Consider the following 18545-nt stretch of genomic DNA (forward strand, 5'->3'; position numbering starts at 1 on the left):
CCTGCGCAGGCCGAACCGCGTTCTACTGTTGGCCATGACCAGTGGAGACGACGCATCGGCCGTCGGCGTGAATGCCGCCTTCGCGGTCGAACGCCTCGCCGACCGGATCGCCGAAGTGAGCCGGACGATTCAGCTGCACCTGCTGGCCGAGATCGAAGATCTCCAGGGCGACCAGCAGCTGCGTGAGCTACTGCGGGACAGCGTCGAGGGCAACGTCGACACCATCTTCTCCGCGATTCAGCACGCCATCCCGATCGAGAACGTCGAGCCACCGACCGCCGCGCTGGAGTACGCGCGCCGCCTCGCCCAGCATGGCGTCGCCCCCAATGCGCTGGTCCGCGCCTACCGTCTCGGGCAGCAGAAGCTGCTCAGCATCGTGTTCGAGGAGGTCCGGACCCTCGAGCTCGACCCACAGCTGCAGTTGGACGTCTTCGAGCAGATCACCACCATCACCTTCGGCTATATCGACTGGATCTCCCAGCAGGTCGTCGCGACGTATCAGACCGAACGCGATCACTGGCTGGAGAACCGCAACAGCACGCGCGCGGTCCGGGTGCGGGAGGTGCTCGACGGTGGCGCCGTCGACGTCGACGCGGTGACCGACGCGATCCGGTATCCGCTGCGGCGCACCCATCTGGCACTGGTGTTGTGGTTGCCCGCCGGCGGTGACGAGTTGAGCCGGATGGAGCGGTTCGTTCGTGAGCTCGCCGAATCGATGGATGCGCTCGGCGCGGGACTGTTCGTCGCCGCTGACCGGCTCACCGGGTGGGGCTGGATACCCCTGGCATCCACCACCGCGCACGAGAGCGCCGAGCAGGTCCGACGGTTCGCTGCCGGGCGGGCCGACGCGCCGTGGATCGCACTCGGTACGCCGCTGCCAGGCATCGACGGATTCCGGGACTCGCACCGGCAGGCGGTGCAGGCGCGGACGGTCGCGCTGGCGGCCGGGCCAGGGGCGGAACGGGTCACCGCCGCGGGCGATCCGGGCCTGACGGCCGCCGCGCTGCTCGGACGCGATCTCTCCGAGGCCCGCAGCTGGGTGCACAACGTACTCGGGCCGCTCGCCGTCGACAGCGACAATGACGCCAGGCTGCGCGAGACCTTGCGGGTGTTTCTACAGACCGGGTCGAGCCACAAGGCGGCCGCCGAGGCGCTCAACCTGCATGCCAATTCGGTGAAGTACCGCGTCAACCGGGCGATCGAGCGTCGCGGCGAACCCATCACCGGCGATCGGCTCGATGTGGAGATGGCGCTGCTGCTGTGCCATTGGTTCGGCGCCTCGGTGCTGCGGCCGGACCCGCGATGAACGCGCCGTTCGGCCGGCTGGTGAACCTGTCGCATGTGCACGACCCCGCGACCACGCCGCTCTACCCGGGCGATCCCGCTTTTCATATCGACACCGTCGCCACCATCGCCGCTGACGGCTATTACCTGCGATACGTGCGGCAAGGCGAGCACACCGGGACGCATTGGGGCGCCCCGATCCACTTCGACCCCTCCGGTCTCGCCGCCGACGAGCTCGATATCGACGATCTGCTGCTGCCCGCGGTCAAGATCGACGTCCGCGATGAGTGCGTACAGAACCGGGACCACGCGATCACGGCCGCCGACCTGCGCGCATGGGAGGACCGGCACGGGCGCATCCCCGACGAATCCGCCGTGATCGCCTGGACCGGCTGGGAGAAGAAATGGGGCACCCCCGACTTCCTCGGCACCGGCGTAGACACGGGCCATATGCCCGGTTTCGCGGTGGATGCCGTCGACTGGCTCCTGGACACCGGCAGGCTCGGCCGCCGCGGTGCACTCGGTATCGACACCTTCGGACCCGACCTGGGCACCGACGACTCCTATGCGGTGTCGAAGCTGCTCTACCGTGAGCACCGGATCAGCCTGGAATGCCTGGCCGGTCTGGGTGCGCTTCCGGTGATCGGCGCATGGGTGCTGGCGGGCGGGCCGATCTACCGTGGCGGTTCGGGCTCCCCCGCAACTGTTTTCGCCATCGTCCCGTGAGGTCGCCGGGGACCTGGCCGGCAGCAGTGAAACCCAATTACTAAAACCCGTTCACGAATAGGATGGGCGTGGTTCACTCGACAGAACGTGGTCGATGAGGAAGAAGGGCACCCGATGAAGACAAGGCTCAACTGCCCCTGCGGCGAGCACATCACCGGCACCGACGAGGACGACCTGGTCGCCAAGACCCAGGCCCATCTCGCCGCCGAACACCCGGGCCACGACTACTCGCGCGAGGAAATTCTGTTCATCGCCTACTGATGACCTGCGCGAATGCCGTTGGGAAAAGTTCTCGGAAAAAAATTCACGGTCGTGTCGATCGGTCGCACCTCCTGTTCGACCTAGGAGTGAAAGGGTCATAAGGACCCGGACAACCCCGAGGAGACTGACCATGAAGTACATGCTGATCATGCGCGCCACCGACGAGACCTTCGCGGCGTTCCAGGACGTCGACTTCAACGAGATCATGGACTCGATGGGCGCCTTCAACGACGAGATGATCCGGGCAGGCGTGCTCGTAGCCGCCGAGGGCCTCGACCCCGACCCGGCGACGAGCGTCGTGGTCGACTACTCGTCCGAGACACCGGTGGTCACCGACGGCCCGTACGGCGAGACCAAGGAATTGTTCGGCGGCTTCTGGATTCTCAATGTGGCCTCACCCGAAGAGGCCGTCGAATGGGCGAAGCGGGCGCCGATGGCGGGACCCGGTTCCAAGGCCGAGATCCGCCGCGTCACCACGATCGACGAATTTCCGCAGGACAACGTGTGGGTCGAGAAGGAGCGGGCCTGGCGTGAGGCCACCGGCCAGCTCTGAGCCCGGGCTCCGGCGATGACCGACCCCACCGGCCGGGATGCCGTCGCCGCGGTCTGGCGGATCGAATCCGCGCGGATCGTCGGTGCGCTCGCGCGCTACACCGGCGATTTCGCGTTGGCCGAGGACCTCGCGCAAGAGGCTTTGGCCGAGGCGTTGGTGACCTGGCCGCGGGAGGGCGTACCTCGCCACCCCGCGGGCTGGCTGCTCACCGTCGGCAAGCGGCGCGCGATCGATGCGTTCCGCCGCCGCGCCGCCCGCGACGACAAATACGCCGTCCTCGCCCACGATCTGGGTGAGGGCGGCGTTGTCGCGGGCAGCCCGCCCAGCGATCCGGTGCGGGAGGCCGAGGATGTGCTGTGGGACCCGGACCAGATCGACGACGATTTGCTCGCGCTGATGTTCGTCTCCTGCCATCCGGTGCTGTCACGGGAGGCGCGGATCGCGCTCACCCTGCGGGTCGTGGCCGGTTTGACCAGCGATGAGATCGCGCGGGCGTTCCTCGTCCCGACCGCCACCGTGCAGGCGAGGATCACCAGGGCGAAGAAGACCCTCGCCGCGGCCCGGATCCCGTTCGAGGTGCCTGCGGTCGGCGAACGCAGTGAGCGGCTCGGTTCGGTACTGAGCGTGATCTACGTGATTTTCACCGAAGGATCGTCGGCCAGTTCCGGTTCCGCGTTGATGCGCCTCGACCTCGCCGCCGAAGCGCTGCGGCTGGCGCGGGTCCTGACCCGGCTGGTACCCGATGAGCCCGAGGGTCACAGCCTGCTCGCATTGCTCGAACTGACCGCAGCACGTTTTCCCGCCCGCACCGACGCGAAAGGTCATCCGGTCCTGCTCGAACAGCAGGACCGGCGCCGCTGGGACCGCTCCGCGATCGCGCGCGGCCGGGCAGCGCTGGCCCGCACCGAACAACTCGGCCGCGGTCTGGGCGCGTACGGGTTGCAGGCCGCGATCGCCGAATGTCATGCCGTCGCACCCTCGGTCGAGGAGACCAACTGGGATCGGATAGTGCTGCTGTACGAGGCGCTCGGCCGGCTCGCACCGTCGCCGGTGGTGGAATTGAACCGGGCCGTTGCCGTTTCCATGGCGGACGGGCCCGCAGCCGCATTGCCGATCGTCGACGAACTGGCGGCCACCGACGCCTTCGCGAATTCCCACCTGCTGCCCAGTGTGCGCGGTGAACTCCTACTCCGCCTCGACCGCCGAGAGGAAGCCCGCACCCAGCTGGAACAGGCTGTTCGCCGGTGCGGCAACGACCAGGAACGCGCCGTTCTGCAACGCAAACTCGCCGACCTCGGCTGACGAACCTAAGGCAGGGCCTGCGGGAAATATGTTGCAGCACAGTCGTGGAGCGCCGCCCGGGCGGCGCTGACCGCGCGATGGTCACGGGTGCCGCTCCGGTAGGCCAACCTCGTGTGACGTCGCGTGGCGAGCGGGGCCAGAACCACGCCCGCGGGTGGGGTACCGACGCCGAGTTCGGGTACCAGAGAGACTCCGCGGCCGGCGGCCACGAGGGCGAGGACGGTGCTGAAATCGTCGACGTGGTGGCGGATTCGCGGAGTGAATCCCGCGGCTTCGCAGACCCTGATGGTCATCGTGTGGCAGAGGGTGCCCGGAGTGCTCGCGATCCACGGTGAGGTGCGGTGGTCCGACAGTGGATCGTCGGTGAGCGCGGCGAGGTAGATCGTTTCTGCGAGCAGCGGATCGGTATCCAGCGCGGGATCCGGTGCGACGGGCACGTGGTCGTATTCCTGGACCAGGGCGATATCAACCGATCGGGCGCGCAGCGCGGCGGGGGCCGTGGCCGGATCGAGCTGTGTCACCACCAGTTCCAGGCCCGGATGGTCACCACTCAGCGTGATGAGGGCGGGCGCCAGAATCGTCGGCACCGCCGTGGGGAAGGCACCGATGCGCAGGGTGCCGGTGAGTTGTGCGCCTGCGATGGTCAGGTCGGCTGCGGCGCGCTCCAGCGTGGCGAGGATGGTTTCGGTGTGCTCGACGAGGGTCTGTGCGGCCGGTGTGAGCGTGACGCGGCGGCCGGTTCGCTCCAGCAGCGGCACGCCGGCCTCGCGTTCGAGTGCGCTCAGCTGCTGGGAGACCGCTGAGGGCGTATAGCTCATCGCCTCTGCGACGGCGGCGATCGTCTGCCGGTGGGCCAGTTCGCGGAGCAGTCGCAACCTGCGCACATCGAGCATCAGGTCAGATTACGCTCAACAATAGAAACATGAACTAGACCTGAGGCTCATCGGGGAAGCAATCTGTTCCTATGACCCTCGCCGGCCTTTTCGTCCCGCTGATTACGCCGTTCACCGCTGACGGTGAACTCGCGCCGGACGCTCTGGAACGTCACGCCCACCAAGTCCTCGACGACGGCGCGACCGGGATCGTCGCACTCGGCACCACCGCCGAACCGGCCACGCTCACCGCCGAGGAACGCGCCCGCGTCCTCGATATCTGCGTCCGCGTCTGCACCGAACGCGGAGCACCGCTGATCGCCGGAGCAGGCACGAACTCGACCACAAGCTCTCTCGCCGCGCTGTCTGCTCTGGATGAGCGAATCACGGCGGCGCTCACGGTCGTCCCCTACTACACCCGGCCCTCCGAAGCCGGTGTGCTGGCCCATTTCCGAAGCCTCGCCGCGGGCCCGGTGTCGCTGATCGTCTACAACATTCCGTATCGGACCGGCCGCACGCTCGGCCTCGACACGCTGCTGGAGTTGGCGCGGACACCCAACATCATCGGCTTCAAACATGCGGTCGGCGCGATCGACGAGACCACCGTTGGCTTGATGAGCAACGTCTCGCCCGAGGTCGCCGTCCTGGCCGGCGACGATCTGTATGCCGCACCCATGCTCGCCCTCGGCGCACACGGCGCAATTCTCGCCTGCGCGAACCTGGCGACCGCGGCCTACGCCGACCTCGTCACCGGGTGGCGTGACGGTCCGATCGACTCGACTCGCGCTCTCGGACACCGCCTGGCCGACCTTGCCGAAGCCGTTTTCGCCGAACCGAATCCGGCGGTGATCAAAGCGATGTTGGCGGAACAAGGGCGGATTCCCAGCCCCGCAGTCCGACTGCCGTTGCTACCCGCCGCCGAAGACGCGACGAAGACTGCGTGGATGGCACTCGACGGGCTGAGTGTGTAACGATCCGCGTCCGGGTCGCCGAGGCGGATCGACCAGCGCGTCTGCACGACTCCATGCCCTACGGCGCCTCTTCGGGCAACCCACTCGCGAGGATCCCCCGACCTGCCTCCTGCCCGTCGAGAATGCGACTCGTCCGAGTGACGACCCGCCATCCTTCGGCGGTGCGGGTCAGCTCCCAGCGGTTGGCGGTGACGCGGCTGACGCGGTATCCGGATCCGTCCGGATCACGCAGGATCAGCTGTGTATGACAGACCGCAGTCGCGGTGTCACCGTCGACGGTGATGCGTGCCGGACTCATGACATGGCCACAACCCTGGTGGATGAAGCCTTGGTGCGCCTCGCTACGGACCATCACGGCGATGGCATCGCGACCGTCCATCCGGCCGGTGTCGACGTCGTAGACCCCATTCTCGGTCCACAATTCGGACACCACCTCGGCCAGACCGCTGTCGACGGCGGGACCGTAGGTGTAGAGCAGCCGCATGATCTCGTTGTGGTCTTCGAGCAACCGCATACGGTGCTCCAAGCGCGCCAAGCGCTGTTCGACGGCATCCTCGGATGGGGTCATCGGCCTCGCTCCTTCACATGTTCCTCCGGACCTTGCCGGTGAACCGGGCCCACAGGCAACACCCGCATCCGAACAGCGGAATCACCGCAGGCAGACGCGATGCCCGCACAGCGGGACCGGCGCCATCGAACCGGCGCATCCCATGGTTCACTGACTGGAACCTGTTACACCGTCGGCCGGGCTGCGCGTACCGGCCACCCACGCCCGAGGGGTGAGTATGCCGGTCACCGACACACCGAACACTGCCGTTCCGCCCTCGACGCTCGACCGGCTGTCACTGGTCATCGACAGTTTCCGCGACACTCCCCGCGCGACGCTCACCGATATCACCCGCCACACCGGCATCCCGCGCACCAGCACGCTGCGCATGCTCGAGCAGTTGGTGCGGATGGGCTGGCTGCGCCGCCACGGTCACCAGTACGAGTTGGGTGATCGACTCGCCGAACTCGGCGTGCTCGCCGCCTACCAGAACGGATTCGACCGGGTGGTGGGGCCGCTGCTGAGCGAACTGCACCGGGTGACCGGCCACATCGTGCACCTCGGCGTCCTCGACGGCGCCGAAGTCGTCTACCTGGACAAGGTCGGCGACCGGAAGTCATCGACACTGCACACCCGGGTCGGGTCGCGTATTCCGGCGGCCGCGTCGACGATCGGCAAGGCACTGACCGCGCCGGCGCACCGTGCCGTCGCCGACCGCCCGGCCGGGATCGCGTTCGGTGTGTGCACCAGCGGGCTCGGCTGTATCGGAGCCCGAATCGGCACCTACCGCGGAACGCAGATCGGAGTCTCCATCAGCGGGCCGCGCACCCAGGTCCGGTTCGACCTCCCGAATGCCGCCCCCGTCCGGCTGACCGCCGCGGCGATCGCGCACTATCTCGACCTGTCCGCCGACCAGCGCCCGGCGCCAGCGTCCGCTCACCGGAAGCCGCGTTTGCCGGTCTCCACCAGCGCTGACAGCGTGGAACCATGACGCACGCGACATCAACGTCTGCCGCCGAGCAGCTACTGGCGATCGAGGATATCAAACGCACCTTCGCCGCACGGCTGCGCTGTATGGACACCAAGCAGTGGGACCTCTACCCGCGCCTGCACACCGACGACGTCGTCTCCGAAACCTGGGGCGGCCTGCCCGGCGACAAGCAGCCGCAGACCGATGGCGCCGCGAACCGCATCGTCGGCAACCACCGGCTCGCCGAGGCGATCCGCGCACTGCTGGACGGCCCGACCACGGTGACCACCGTCCATCACGGCCATACCCCGGAAATCGAGTTGACCAGCGACACCACCGCCACCGGAATCTGGGCCATGGAGGACAAACTCTGGTGGCGCGACGGTGACCGCGAGGAACACCTGCACGGCTACGGGCACTATCACGAGGAGTATCGCAAAGTGGGCGAGCGCTGGTTGATCAGCTACCGCAAGCTGACCCGGCTGCGTGAGGACAAGACGCCCGGGTTCTTCGACTACCTGCGGCCGCTGTGACACCACTGTTCGCCCCGATCGATATCCGCTCGCTGGCCTTGCCGAACCGAGTGGTCATGTCGCCGATGACGCGTGAGCATTCCCCGGGCGGGGTGCCAGGCGCCGACGTCGCCGCCTATTACCGCCGACGCGCGGAGGGCGGGACCGGGCTGATCATCACCGAGGGTGTCGCGATCGACCATCCGAGCGCGGTGGACAGTGCGAAAGTGCCTCGCCTACATGGTGATGCGGCGATGGCCGGTTGGCGTGGCGTTGTCGACGCGGTACACGCGGCGGGCGGGCGGATCGTTCCGCAGCTCTGGCATGTGGGACCGCTGTGGGGCGCGATGGGTGCGGTCGATCCGGAAGTGGCCCCCATGCGCCCGTCGGGGTTGTGGGGAGAGCCAGGACGCACCGTCTATCCCGCGGACTACATCGCGAAGGCGAACGTCCCCACCCGTGCGATGACCGAGGGCGATATCGAGGAGGTGATCGCCGCCTACGTGCGTTCGGCGCGCAATGCGATGGCGGTCGGCTTCGACGGGATCGCCATCCACGCAGGCCACGGATACCTGCTCGACTCGTTCCTCTGGGAGTCGACAAATGTGCGCGATGACCACTGGGGTGGAGACCTGCGGCGGCGCACCAACTTTCCCGCCGAGGTCGTGCGCGCCATCCGCCGCGAAATCGGCGAGCGGCCGCCGATCTTCTACCGCTTCTCCCAGCACAAGCAGCAGGACTACAGCGCGCGGATCGCCGACACACCCGACGAGCTGTCGGTCGTATTGAACGCACTGGTAGACGCGGGAGTCGACGTGCTCGACGCCAGCGCCCGCCGCTTCCACGACCCCGCCTTCGCGGGCAGCGACCTGACCTTGGCCGGCTGGGCCAAGAAACTGACCGGAGCAGTGAGCATGGCGGTCGGCAGCATCGGCCTGAACAAATCGTTGCGTGACCCCGGCCGCCCCGAACCCGCCGATCTCGACGGCCTGCTGCGCCGCCTCGACGACGGGGAATTCGATCTCGCCGCGATCGGCCGCCTGCATCTGGCCGAGCCCGGCCTGGCTCGCCAGCTGCGCACCGGCATGGTCCCCGCCTTCGACAGACCCAGTCACGAGGGCCGCCTCCATTGAGCTCGAGCGTCCGCGATCTGGTCGCCCAGGCAGCGCCGTGGTCGACCGATACCGACCACCGCCCTCCACGGTTTCTCGCCCCGCCCACCGAGGTGGGATGCTGTGATCATGGTGTCGCAGCAAGCGGATGCGGGTGGCGGAAGGTGGGGTGACCACAATTCCGAACGCAGGCGCACCATCATGGACGCACTGATCGCGTTGATCGAGGAATCGGAGCCCGGCGCCGACATCCCGTTGCAGCTCATCGCCGAGCGGGCCGGGATCCGGCGGTCGGTCGTCTACCGGCATTTCACCGATCGTAAGGATCTCGACGACAAGACCCGCGAATACGTCGTCGAGTCCAGCATCGGCCAGGTCATGCCGACCCTCGATCTGGACGACAGCCTACACGCGACCCTCAGCCGGATCATCGACACCTACGTGCAGCTGGTGTCGGCGCGGCCGCGTCTGCATCTGTGGGTCGAGCAGGGACCCGGCAGTCACGACCCGGCCGGTCTCGCGGTGGTCGGCAGTACCAAACTCGCTATCGCCCAGCGCATCACCGATCTGTTCACCATGGCGGCCGCCCTGCTGGGAATCGATGAGCCCGGCATCGATGTGGCCGCGTACTCGGTGGTGTCGATGGTCGACGGTGCGGTGACCAGGTGGCTGCAGACCGAGCCGTCCGGGTATGACGCCGACGAAGTGTCGCGGCTGCTCACCGAATCGCTGTGGTTTCTCATCGACGGCCACGCACGCGCTCGCGGGGTGACCGTCGACCCGGATCTGCCGCTGCGCGAGCTGCTGACCCAGGCCACAGCCGACGCCTGATCTCGGCCTGACCAGGATTTCACCCACTCACCTGTGCGTGACACTTTGTCACGATCAACCCTTGTTCGGGACCCTCCTGCGCTGTACCGTCGACCATGTGAGCGTGACGCGGTGTCACAGTCATCCGACGAGGAGGCAGGGATGAAGACGACGCAGCCGGGCATCGAGCCCGAGATCGATCGGTACACCGACATACTGGCGACGCTGTCGCACGGCTCGGTGCACCGACGCTTCGACCCGTACATCGACATCGACTGGGACGACCCCGATTTCGCCGTGCACGCCGACGACGAACGCTGGATCCTGCCACCGTCCGATCCGTTCGGCGGCCATCCCTGGTATCAGGCGCTGCCACGGGAACGCCAGATCCACGTCGGCATGTGGCGGCAGGCCAATGTGGCCAAGGTCGGCCTGCAATTCGAGAACATCCTGATCCGCGGGCTCATGCAGTACGTCTTTTCCCTACCCAACCGCTCCCCCGAGTTCCGTTACTGCACACACGAATCCATCGAAGAGTGCAATCACACGATGATGTTCCAGGAGGTCGTCGACCGGATCGGGATGGACGTCGGCGGGATGCGCACCTGGGTGAAATTCGTCGGGCCGTTGGTTCCGTTCCTGGCGTCGATCTTCCCCGCATGGTTCTTCACCATGGTGCTGGCCGGCGAGGAGCCGATCGATCACGCACAGAAGACCGTCCTGCGGGCGGGTGCGCAGACCCACCCGATGTTGCAGCGTGTCATGTCGATCCACGTCGCCGAGGAAGCCCGCCACATCAGCTTCGCCCACGAGTACCTGCACAATGCGGTACCGAAGCTCGGGCCCCTCCGCAGGTTCCTCCTGTCGCTACTGTTCGCGCCGACCATGCGGATCATCTGCGATCTCATCGCGGTTCCGACCCGCAAGTTCCGGCGCGAATGCGATGTGCCCAGGCGGGTCGTCAATGAGGTCTTCTGGAGCAGCCCGCAGTCACGCAAGATGCTGCGCGACTCCTTCGCCGACGTCCGGATGCTCGCCACCGACCTGGGCCTCATGAATCCCGTCGCGCGCCTGCTGTGGAAGCTGTGCCGCATCGATGGCCCAGTTTCCCGCTACCGCAGCGAACCTGCCCGCATGGGCTGAACCCGCGTCAGTGCGGGCGGTGCGGCATGAGCGCGTTCTCCGGAACGACGCCGAGCCGACCGGACTGATAGTCCTCGATGGCCTGGATCAGTTCGGCGCGGGTGTTCATCACGAACGGCCCGTAGTGCGCGACCGGTTCCCGGATCGGCCTGCCGCCGAGCAGTAGGACCTCGAGCGCGGGGCGATTCGAATCCTGCGCGGTATCCGCGGCCACGGTGATCCGGTCTCCCTTCCCGAAGACCACCAGCCGGCCCTGCTCGATCGGCCGGGCTTCGGCGCCGACGGTGCCGCGGCCCGACAAGACGTAGACCAGGGCGTTGTAGTCGGGCTGCCATGGTGTCGACAGCCGCGCGCCGGGGGCGATCGTCGCGTGCGCGAAGGTGATGGGGGTGTGCGTCGATCCGGGGCCGTCGTGGCCGTCGATGGAGCCCGCGATCACCCGGACCAGCGCGCCACCGTCGTCAGAAGCGAGCAATTGCACCTGCCCGCCCTCGAGGCTCTGATATTTCGGGGCCAGGAACTTGTCCTTGGCCGGAAGATTCACCCACAGCTGCAAGCCGTGGAACAGTCCACCGGAATCCACCAGTTCCGCAGGCGGGGTCTCGATATGCAGAACGCCCGAGCCTGCCGTCATCCACTGGGTGGCGCCGTTCTCGATCATCCCGCCGCCACCATGGGAATCCTGATGCTGGAAGCGGCCGTCGATCATGTAGGTGACGGTCTCGAATCCGCGGTGCGGATGCCAGTCGGTGCCCTTCGGCTCCCCCGGCTCGTAGTCGACCTCACCCATCTGGTCCATATGGATGAACGGATCGAGGTCCGCACTCGACACTCCGGCGAATGCCCGAACCACCGGGAATCCTTCGCCCTCATAGCCGCGTGGGCCGGTGGTCACCGAGCGCACGGGGCGCTCGACGGTCTCGGGCGCGGCGGGCGCGATCCGGGGCAGGGTCAGCGTATCGGCCGTAACAGCAGGCATAGCGTCTCCATTCTCTACCGCTCCCCCGGTTCGGGGGCGCGGACCGTGCTACTCGGTATCGAATCGAACTGGTTCAACTTTTAACCACATGGCCCGCTCATTTCTTCCACCCCGCAGTGCGCCTGCCGCCCCGTAGCAGTATTTGCCCACGTCACGGGCCCGATATGCGAAACCGGCGAGGCGATCGTGTGATCGCCTCGCCGGTTCGAGGTTTGCCAGACCGCGCTACCTCAGCCGATGGACGACGACAGAGCCGGGAGCATGCGGATGACCTGGTCCTGCCAGTTGTTCCAGGCGTGGATGCCGAACGCCGGGAAGTCGAATGTCGCATTGTTCGCACCGAGGGTAGCCATGCGGACCTGGAAAGCCCGGGTATTGACCAGCGCGAGGGCTTCCAAGGCCATGCCGTTGAGGGTGCCGAAGCTCGGGGCGTCGGTGGCGGTCGGCAAGCCGCTGGCGGCGGAAACCCACAGGCGGGTGTTGTTGCCGATCAGCCGCGGCGCGAACACGAACGGGTCCATGCGCAGCCACTTGGGATCCCACGGCGCGGCCATGGAGTCGACGTTGTAGCCACCGGCGTCGATCATCGCGACACGGATCGCCTCGCGCATACCCGGCGCGGAAATGTTCAGGTAGCCCGAGAACGAACCCGCGAAGCTGAACTGGTCGGGGTGGTAGGCGGCCAGGGTGAGCGCGGCGCTGCCACCCATCGACAGCCCGAACACACCATTGCGGTTCGGGTTGAAGCCCAGGCGATCACGCAGCGAGTAGCGCAGTTCCTGCGTCAGGAAGGTCTCCCACTTGTAGGTGTAGTCCTTGCCCGGACCGCCGGAGAAGACGTTCAAGCCGCCGGAGCCGCTGGATGAGCCTGCCGCGCCGGGCGGTATCCCGGCAAAGCTGGACGGCGCGTTCCAGTCGATGTAGAAGCTCGACTGCCCGCCGACCGGCATGACGACGTTGATGTTCGCCTTCGTCAGCTCTCTGGCCACCTCGGTCTCGATTTCCCAGCCATTGAGGTCCTCGCGGGCACGCATGCCGTCGAGTGCGTAGACGACACGGTCGGTATTGCCGTCGGCGGCACGGAACACGCGCGATTTGATCGGCCCCATGCTGGAATCGACCCAGAAGTCGAAGCCGTCCGGATTGAACGCGGCCGAGGCGCTCGGCGCCCCCATGACAGCGGCACCGACTGCCATGACGAGGGCGACCAGCGGCGCGAGCAGAGCCCGGCCGATGCCGGTACGGGAGGATTCGGGCCGGGGGCCGGGGCGGCGCAACCGCATCGATGAAGCCTTTCTCGACGAGACATGAGCATCACGCGGCCATCGCCCCCCGCCCGACGCCGTCGGATCGACCACCACATGAGTTGTCCAGGGTGTCGAGCCACAAGCGTCGACCGTTACCTTGCTGTGACATTTACCTCGTGTCCTATCGCGGTCGAATGACCGGCCGCCGGGTCGCGTTCGAGCACGTCCGAACAGGGAAGACGCCGAGTGTAACCAGCCGAGTCGTGGACGAATCGTTCTGGATGGATTCCACCGAGACCACCGCATACCCCGCGCTGGATGGAGATGAGACCCGAGTCGACGTTGCGGTGGTCGGTGCCGGCATCGGCGTGAGGTCGACGCGGCCACCGCGGCAGGCCTGCCCGCCGAGTTCGTCACCGAGACCGGGCTGCCGTTCCCGGTCTCGGCCGCAGTGCGGCTCCAGGAGCAGGCCCAGTTCCATCCGCGCCGTTATCTGCTCGCACTCGCCGGGGCGATCATCGCGCGCGGCGGGCTCGTCTACGAAAACAGTCGCGTCGTGAACTTGGACGAGGGCCGCGCGCCGGTGCTCACCGTCGCTTCCGGCGCCCGCCTCACCGCCGGTGACGTCGTGGTCGCGACGCACTATCCGGTGTTCGACGGTCGGTGCTGTTTCCCCGCCTGCGGTGAGGACGGCGCGGTGCAGGCGGTCTCGGCGACCTGCGCCCACCTCGGTTGCCTCGTCGCATTCAACGATGCCGAACGCACCTGGGAATGTCCGTGCCACGGTTCCCGATTCACCGTCGACGGCGCCGTCGTGCAAGGCCCGGCCATCCGGCCCTTGCCACCCCCGCGAGGTCGAATGATCGCGATTGGCCACATGGAGCCGGCGGAGGCGGCCACTCGCACACCCCACCGCCTCCGCCGCTCTCGCGAACTGTCAGGCCAGTGCTTTGGCCTTGAGCCGGTCGAACTCGTCCGGCGAGATGGTGCCGTCGTCGAGCAGCTGCTTCGCGTCGGCGATCTGCGCGGCGGAATTGGTACCGGCGGTCTGCTTGATGTAGGTGTCCGTGGCCGCCTGCACCCGGTCGGCCTCGGCATTGGCCCGCTCGGCCATGCTGTTGCCGCGGACGATCAGGTACACCAGCGAGGTGATCAACGGAAGGATGAACAGGAATACCACCCAGATCGCCTTGGCCCAACCGGAAGTCTGCCGGTCGCGGAACAGGTCGGTGATGATGGTGAACAACAGAATCAGATACGCGACGAACGCGAAGCTCATGATGATGAGCCAGAACACATCCCACACTGACATGACGTCCCCTAGCGTGTTGTGATCGTGTGACCAGATCGTACGGTCAACCGGATTAGATCACAGAGTTGCCAGGAATATGTCGCCGTCCGGTCACGATGCGACCACGAACCGTTACCCGCGCAGGCAGCCGCACGTCGAGGCCACTGGACGCCTACCGCGACCCGGAAGCTGAACGTTTGCCGAAACGCCGGCTTCGCTCACTGCGAGCGCGCCGATCGACCCCATCGCGGCGGTACCGGGGAATCATCTTGCCGCGAACGTCAATTGCAGATGAACGACACAAACGTTCTTACATTCGACAATCGCATTCACATGGCGTGAATTTTCCTCCCGCCGTTCGCATTCCACCCACCAATTCGGCGAGTCCAGCTGCCTGTCATCTAACGATGATGTAACCTTCAACCCCAGTCGATGGAGAGGCAACAGTAGTGGCCCTGGCCCGCAGTAGCGCTTCCTGCGCGGTGAATGCACCGAAAGAGAAAGTGTGGGCGCTGATTTCCCGCCCGGATCAGCTGGCGAGGTGGATGCCGAATCATGATTTCTGGATCGGCACGGTGCCGGAGGCATTCGCTCTCGGCATCACCGTCCGCGCCCAGGCAACCATAGCCAGCATCATCCACGAGCTCGACCTCACCGTCACCGAATGCATACCGTTCGAACGGCTCGGACTCAGCGGTATCGGACTCACCGGTAATCATTTCACCTACTCGATTTCCCTTGCGGACGCGCGGAACTCACCGACAGTGGTAACGCTGGAGACCCACTACACCGGATCACCGCGCGCCGATACCGATTATTCGGCGATCATGCCGATCGTCGCCGACGAGATGAACCGCAGCGCGAAACTCCTCGCAGCACAATTCACCACGAGTGAAACTCGCAGTTACGGAAAAAGACCCTCGATCGCACCGACCGCTCCGCTACTCGACGATGACGATCAGGCCGGCCGAACAATCATGAGGACAACCACGACGGTCCACAGCACGTTGTAGATGCCGGCCAGCATCGCCAAAACGCGCAGGCGGCGACCGTCATCCGGCGCGCGCAGTGCGTCGCGCTGCATCGGATAGATCTGCACGGCGAGCAGCCCACCGGCGACCGCGGTAAGAATCATGGCCGCGGTGATCCACCCCTCCCCCATCCGCCCCTGCACCGCCGCCAGTACGATCCCGATGGCGGGCACGATGATTCCGCAGGCGGCATAACCTCCGGTGATCCGGTGCAATGCACTCGCCACCGCCGGATTTCGCTCCGACGGCACCTCGGCCGCCGCACCGGCCACGACGACGGGCGCGTACCGCGGAAACAAGCTCGTCGCGACGGCAGAACCACCGACGAACACGATGCCCGCGAGAACGTGCACCGACAACAACACCTGCTGCACCGACCACTCCATCCTTCAGATCGGTTGAAGCCTAGCCGCAACCTTCAACTCACCTGAAGCATTGGTGACTCAGCTCACCTTTGTCGGCTACTCCGCGGCCATCGCCTCGGTGAACACCGCCACGAGGGCGGCGCCCACCTTGCGCTGAATCGGATCCGCGTCCGGGCCGAACAGCTGCTCGTCCACCTCCGACACCGCCTTGCGCGCCTGTCCGAGCAGGCGTTTTCCCTTGGCGGTGAGTTCGATCGTCGACGCCGACCCCGCGCGCGCCGTGCGGTCACGTACCAAACCCGCACCCACCAGAGCCTTCACCGCGGTGTGCACGCTCTGCACACTGATACTCGACATGCGCGCCAGCTCACTGAACGACGCACCGGGAACACCGGAGATATGGCCGAGCAGTCCGAGCCTGCCGACAGTGAGGTCCAGCGGCGCGAGCGCGGCGTTCAGTTCGGTCTCCACCCGACGCGCGAGGGTGAGCACGAGGATGGAGGCGCTGGTCACGGGCGGTCCCGGCCGGTCGTTATCGGTGGTCACGGACCCATCTTCGCGCATCCGCCCCGCGGGTCCGTCGGGGCGGCTCCCGGCACAGCGGACCAAGATTTCGGTGCAGGCACGGTGGTGCGACGGTCGCGGGTGGACGAAGCTGGATATCGACGGGTTGATCGAAGGACAGGCGATGAGTCGTCGAGCACTCGTACTGATGGTCGCGGCAACCGTGGCACTGGTGGCAGCCGTGGTCTTGGCGGTGGACTGGTCCGAGCCGGCGGTCCACGATCCGGCGCGGGCACTGCTGCTCGGCCCGCGGGAATCCTTCGTGGCCGCACAGGGACCGAACCCGCCGGTGTTCGGCGTGATCGAGCTGGTGTTGTTCCTGTGCGCCGGACTGTCATTCGTCATCTCGGGGACACTGGCCTGGCGAGCCCGGCCGGATGTGCAGGCCGGGGCGTTGATTGCGATGGCCGGGCTGTTGTGGCTGGCCGGCGGCATCCGCCGTTCCAGTGATCCGGCACTGTTCACCGCTGGTGTCCTGCTGACCAATCTGTATCTGCCGGTTCTCATCCACATGGTGCTCGGATTCCCGTCCGGACGGCTGCGCCGGAGGTGGGAGCGCTGGTTCGTCGGCGGCGCATGGCTGCTCGCGACCGTCGGGGTCGCCTGCGAATGGTTGTTCTTCGATCCGCGGCTCGCGGAAAGCACCTACCCGTCGACCTCGGTCAATCTGCTGCTCATTCGCGACATTCCCGCGCTGGCCGAGGTGATTCAGATCGGTGCGGGTGCGATCGCGCTGGTCATGGGCGCGACCTTGCTCGGTGTCATCGGCTATCGCTGGCGGACCGGTTCGCCTGCGTTCCGCGCGGGATTCATGCCGCTGGCCGTGGCATGTCTGCTATCAGCGGCGCTCACCATCTGGATATTGGTCGCGGCCGCGGAATTCCCTGATTCCCAGCAAGGGTGGCTCCACAGCCTGCGCGATCTGCGGTATCCGACCACGGCGCTGCTGCCGATCGCGGTCGTCTGGGGCTTGGTTCGCTATCGCCTGGCCAAAGCCGCGATCAGCGACGCGATGGTGGAAATCGGGAACGCTCCGGTCGAGGAGAGTTTCGTCGGTGCGTTACGCCGCGCCCTGCACGACCCCACCCTCGTGCTCTGGACCTACGAACCCGAGCTCGGCGTGTACGTCGACGAGGACGGAACCACGCGGACGTTGCCACACGGGAGCGGCCCGCGCGCGGCAACCGTGCTCGAGCGTGACGGTGTGCCGCTCGGCGCGCTCGTCTACGACGAGACCTTGCGTTCGCAGCCGGAACTGCTGGCCGCGGTGCGCGGCGCCGCGGGCCTGGCACTCGAACACGCGCGATTGCAGCAGGAACTGCGTGCCCAGCTGGTAGAAGTGCGCCGGTCGCGTGAACGGATCGTGACCGCGGGCGACACCCAGCGACGGCGGCTGGAACGCGATCTGCACGACGGCGCGCAGCAACGTCTGGTCGCGGCCGAGTTGCTATTGCGCCGCGCCCAGCGCGCACCCGACGGGGAACGTCTGCGCGCACTGCTCTCCGACGGCGCGACCGAATTGGCTACCGCGCTGATCGAGCTGCGCGAACTCGCCCGCGGTGTCTACCCGCCGGTGCTGGCCGATCGCGGGATCGCCGCCGCGCTGAACTCACTGGCGGAGCGCGCGCCGCTGCCGGTCGAAATCCACGATGGTCTGCGGACGAGGCCACCGCCCGGTATCGAACTCGCGGCATATTTCATCGCCGCCGAAGCCGTGGCCAACAGCTGTAAGTATGCCGGGGCCGGGCTGATCGCAATCGAGCTGCACTGCGACAGCGACGCCCTGTCCCTCGAAATCGCCGATGACGGCGTCGGCGGTGCCGTCATCGCCCCCGGCGGCGGGCTGAGCGGGCTCAGTGATCGCACCGCGGCACTCGGTGGCACCCTCACCGTCGACAGCCCCGTCGGCGGCGGCACCCGGCTCACCGCAGTCCTGCCGTTCACCCCCGAAGCCACCTCCTGATACCTAGTCCGTACCGACAACCGGCAGATGGTTCCCCGACCT

At 66.8% G+C, this 18545-nt stretch carries 20 protein-coding genes and 1 pseudogene; 14 read left to right on the forward strand and 7 right to left on the reverse strand.

Annotated elements, in window-relative coordinates:
• Positions 1 to 34: 34 nt before the first annotated feature.
• The 5 genes from ACFXNW_RS23875 to ACFXNW_RS23895 all read left to right on the forward strand — a co-directional run bounded on the left by ACFXNW_RS23875 (position 35) and on the right by ACFXNW_RS23895 (position 4126).
• Positions 35 to 1306 carry a PucR family transcriptional regulator gene (locus ACFXNW_RS23875; protein WP_379419991.1) on the forward strand — a complete coding sequence of 424 codons (1272 nt, stop codon included), beginning with the start codon at positions 35 to 37 and terminating at the stop codon, positions 1304 to 1306.
• Positions 1303 to 2010: a cyclase family protein gene (locus ACFXNW_RS23880; protein ID WP_379419992.1), complete on the forward strand. Its 708-nt coding sequence runs from the start codon at positions 1303 to 1305 to the stop codon at positions 2008 to 2010. The genes ACFXNW_RS23875 and ACFXNW_RS23880 overlap by 4 nt, the downstream gene beginning before the upstream one ends.
• A gap of 114 nt (positions 2011 to 2124) precedes the next feature.
• Positions 2125 to 2271, forward strand: coding sequence for a DUF1059 domain-containing protein (locus ACFXNW_RS23885; protein WP_014350504.1), 147 nt, complete (start codon positions 2125 to 2127; stop codon positions 2269 to 2271).
• Positions 2272 to 2401: 130 nt separating this feature from the next.
• Positions 2402 to 2824 carry a YciI family protein gene (locus ACFXNW_RS23890; RefSeq protein WP_379419993.1) on the forward strand — a complete coding sequence of 141 codons (423 nt, stop codon included), beginning with the start codon at positions 2402 to 2404 and terminating at the stop codon, positions 2822 to 2824.
• Between the two features lie 15 nt (positions 2825 to 2839).
• Positions 2840 to 4126, forward strand: coding sequence for an RNA polymerase sigma factor (locus ACFXNW_RS23895; protein WP_379419994.1), 1287 nt, complete (start codon positions 2840 to 2842; stop codon positions 4124 to 4126).
• A 5-nt stretch (positions 4127 to 4131) separates the two neighbouring features.
• Here ACFXNW_RS23895 and ACFXNW_RS23900 read toward each other — a convergent pair whose 3' ends face one another.
• Positions 4132 to 5019, reverse strand: coding sequence for a LysR family transcriptional regulator (locus ACFXNW_RS23900; RefSeq protein ID WP_379419995.1), 888 nt, complete (start codon positions 5017 to 5019; stop codon positions 4132 to 4134).
• 71 nt (positions 5020 to 5090) lie between these two features.
• On the opposite strand from ACFXNW_RS23900, the gene dapA reads away from it, so the two are divergent.
• A complete protein-coding gene (dapA, locus tag ACFXNW_RS23905; RefSeq protein ID WP_379419996.1) occupies positions 5091 to 5969 on the forward strand; it encodes a 4-hydroxy-tetrahydrodipicolinate synthase in 879 nt (292 codons plus the stop codon).
• Between the two features lie 58 nt (positions 5970 to 6027).
• Here the strand turns inward: dapA and ACFXNW_RS23910 are convergent, their stop codons facing one another.
• Positions 6028 to 6537, reverse strand: a complete 510-nt coding sequence (locus ACFXNW_RS23910; protein ID WP_379419997.1) for a nuclear transport factor 2 family protein — start codon at positions 6535 to 6537, stop codon at positions 6028 to 6030.
• A gap of 217 nt (positions 6538 to 6754) precedes the next feature.
• Here ACFXNW_RS23910 and ACFXNW_RS23915 point away from each other — a divergent pair, with 217 nt between their 5' ends.
• The 5 genes from ACFXNW_RS23915 to ACFXNW_RS23935 all read left to right on the forward strand — a co-directional run bounded on the left by ACFXNW_RS23915 (position 6755) and on the right by ACFXNW_RS23935 (position 11063).
• Positions 6755 to 7507 carry an IclR family transcriptional regulator gene (locus ACFXNW_RS23915; protein ID WP_379419998.1) on the forward strand — a complete coding sequence of 251 codons (753 nt, stop codon included), beginning with the start codon at positions 6755 to 6757 and terminating at the stop codon, positions 7505 to 7507.
• Entirely contained in the window at positions 7504 to 8019 is a 516-nt protein-coding gene (locus ACFXNW_RS23920; protein WP_379419999.1) for a nuclear transport factor 2 family protein, read from the forward strand. Before ACFXNW_RS23915 ends, ACFXNW_RS23920 begins: the two co-directional genes overlap by 4 nt.
• Before the next feature lie 56 nt (positions 8020 to 8075).
• The gene (locus ACFXNW_RS23925) at positions 8076 to 9131 is read left to right on the forward strand and encodes a 12-oxophytodienoate reductase (protein WP_379420105.1); all 1056 of its coding nucleotides are present in this window, start codon (positions 8076 to 8078) and stop codon (positions 9129 to 9131) included.
• Positions 9132 to 9239: 108 nt separating this feature from the next.
• A complete protein-coding gene (locus ACFXNW_RS23930) occupies positions 9240 to 9941 on the forward strand; it encodes a TetR/AcrR family transcriptional regulator (protein WP_379420000.1) in 702 nt (233 codons plus the stop codon).
• A 141-nt stretch (positions 9942 to 10082) separates the two neighbouring features.
• On the forward strand, positions 10083 to 11063 hold the full coding sequence (locus ACFXNW_RS23935; protein ID WP_379420001.1) for a diiron oxygenase: 981 nt from the start codon (positions 10083 to 10085) through the stop codon (positions 11061 to 11063).
• A 7-nt stretch (positions 11064 to 11070) separates the two neighbouring features.
• On the opposite strand, the gene ACFXNW_RS23940 is transcribed toward ACFXNW_RS23935, so the two are convergent.
• Positions 11071 to 12042: a pirin family protein gene (locus ACFXNW_RS23940; RefSeq protein WP_379420002.1), complete on the reverse strand. Its 972-nt coding sequence runs from the start codon at positions 12040 to 12042 to the stop codon at positions 11071 to 11073.
• Between the two features lie 230 nt (positions 12043 to 12272).
• A complete protein-coding gene (locus ACFXNW_RS23945; protein ID WP_379420003.1) occupies positions 12273 to 13325 on the reverse strand; it encodes an alpha/beta hydrolase in 1053 nt (350 codons plus the stop codon).
• 346 nt (positions 13326 to 13671) lie between these two features.
• Here ACFXNW_RS23945 and ACFXNW_RS23950 point away from each other — a divergent pair.
• A pseudogene (locus tag ACFXNW_RS23950) lies at positions 13672 to 14121 on the forward strand (FAD-dependent oxidoreductase); the annotation flags it as partial.
• Positions 14122 to 14226: 105 nt separating this feature from the next.
• Here the strand turns inward: ACFXNW_RS23950 and ACFXNW_RS23955 are convergent.
• Entirely contained in the window at positions 14227 to 14601 is a 375-nt protein-coding gene (locus ACFXNW_RS23955; protein ID WP_379420004.1) for a PLDc N-terminal domain-containing protein, read from the reverse strand.
• A 428-nt stretch (positions 14602 to 15029) separates the two neighbouring features.
• On the opposite strand from ACFXNW_RS23955, the gene ACFXNW_RS23960 reads away from it, so the two are divergent.
• Positions 15030 to 15593 carry an SRPBCC family protein gene (locus tag ACFXNW_RS23960; protein ID WP_379420006.1) on the forward strand — a complete coding sequence of 188 codons (564 nt, stop codon included), beginning with the start codon at positions 15030 to 15032 and terminating at the stop codon, positions 15591 to 15593.
• Here ACFXNW_RS23960 and ACFXNW_RS23965 read toward each other — a convergent pair.
• A complete protein-coding gene (locus ACFXNW_RS23965) occupies positions 15539 to 15985 on the reverse strand; it encodes a hypothetical protein (protein ID WP_379420007.1) in 447 nt (148 codons plus the stop codon). The two genes, ACFXNW_RS23960 and ACFXNW_RS23965, sit on opposite strands and share 55 nt — an antisense overlap.
• A gap of 87 nt (positions 15986 to 16072) precedes the next feature.
• Positions 16073 to 16522: a MarR family winged helix-turn-helix transcriptional regulator gene (locus tag ACFXNW_RS23970; protein ID WP_379420008.1), complete on the reverse strand. Its 450-nt coding sequence runs from the start codon at positions 16520 to 16522 to the stop codon at positions 16073 to 16075.
• A 142-nt stretch (positions 16523 to 16664) separates the two neighbouring features.
• On the opposite strand from ACFXNW_RS23970, the gene ACFXNW_RS23975 reads away from it, so the two are divergent.
• Entirely contained in the window at positions 16665 to 18503 is a 1839-nt protein-coding gene (locus tag ACFXNW_RS23975) for a sensor histidine kinase (protein ID WP_379420009.1), read from the forward strand.
• The last annotated feature ends 42 nt before the right edge of the window (positions 18504 to 18545 follow it).

This window comes from Nocardia sp. NPDC059180, from assembly GCF_042754945.1.
GTDB lineage: Bacteria > Actinomycetota > Actinomycetes > Mycobacteriales > Mycobacteriaceae > Nocardia.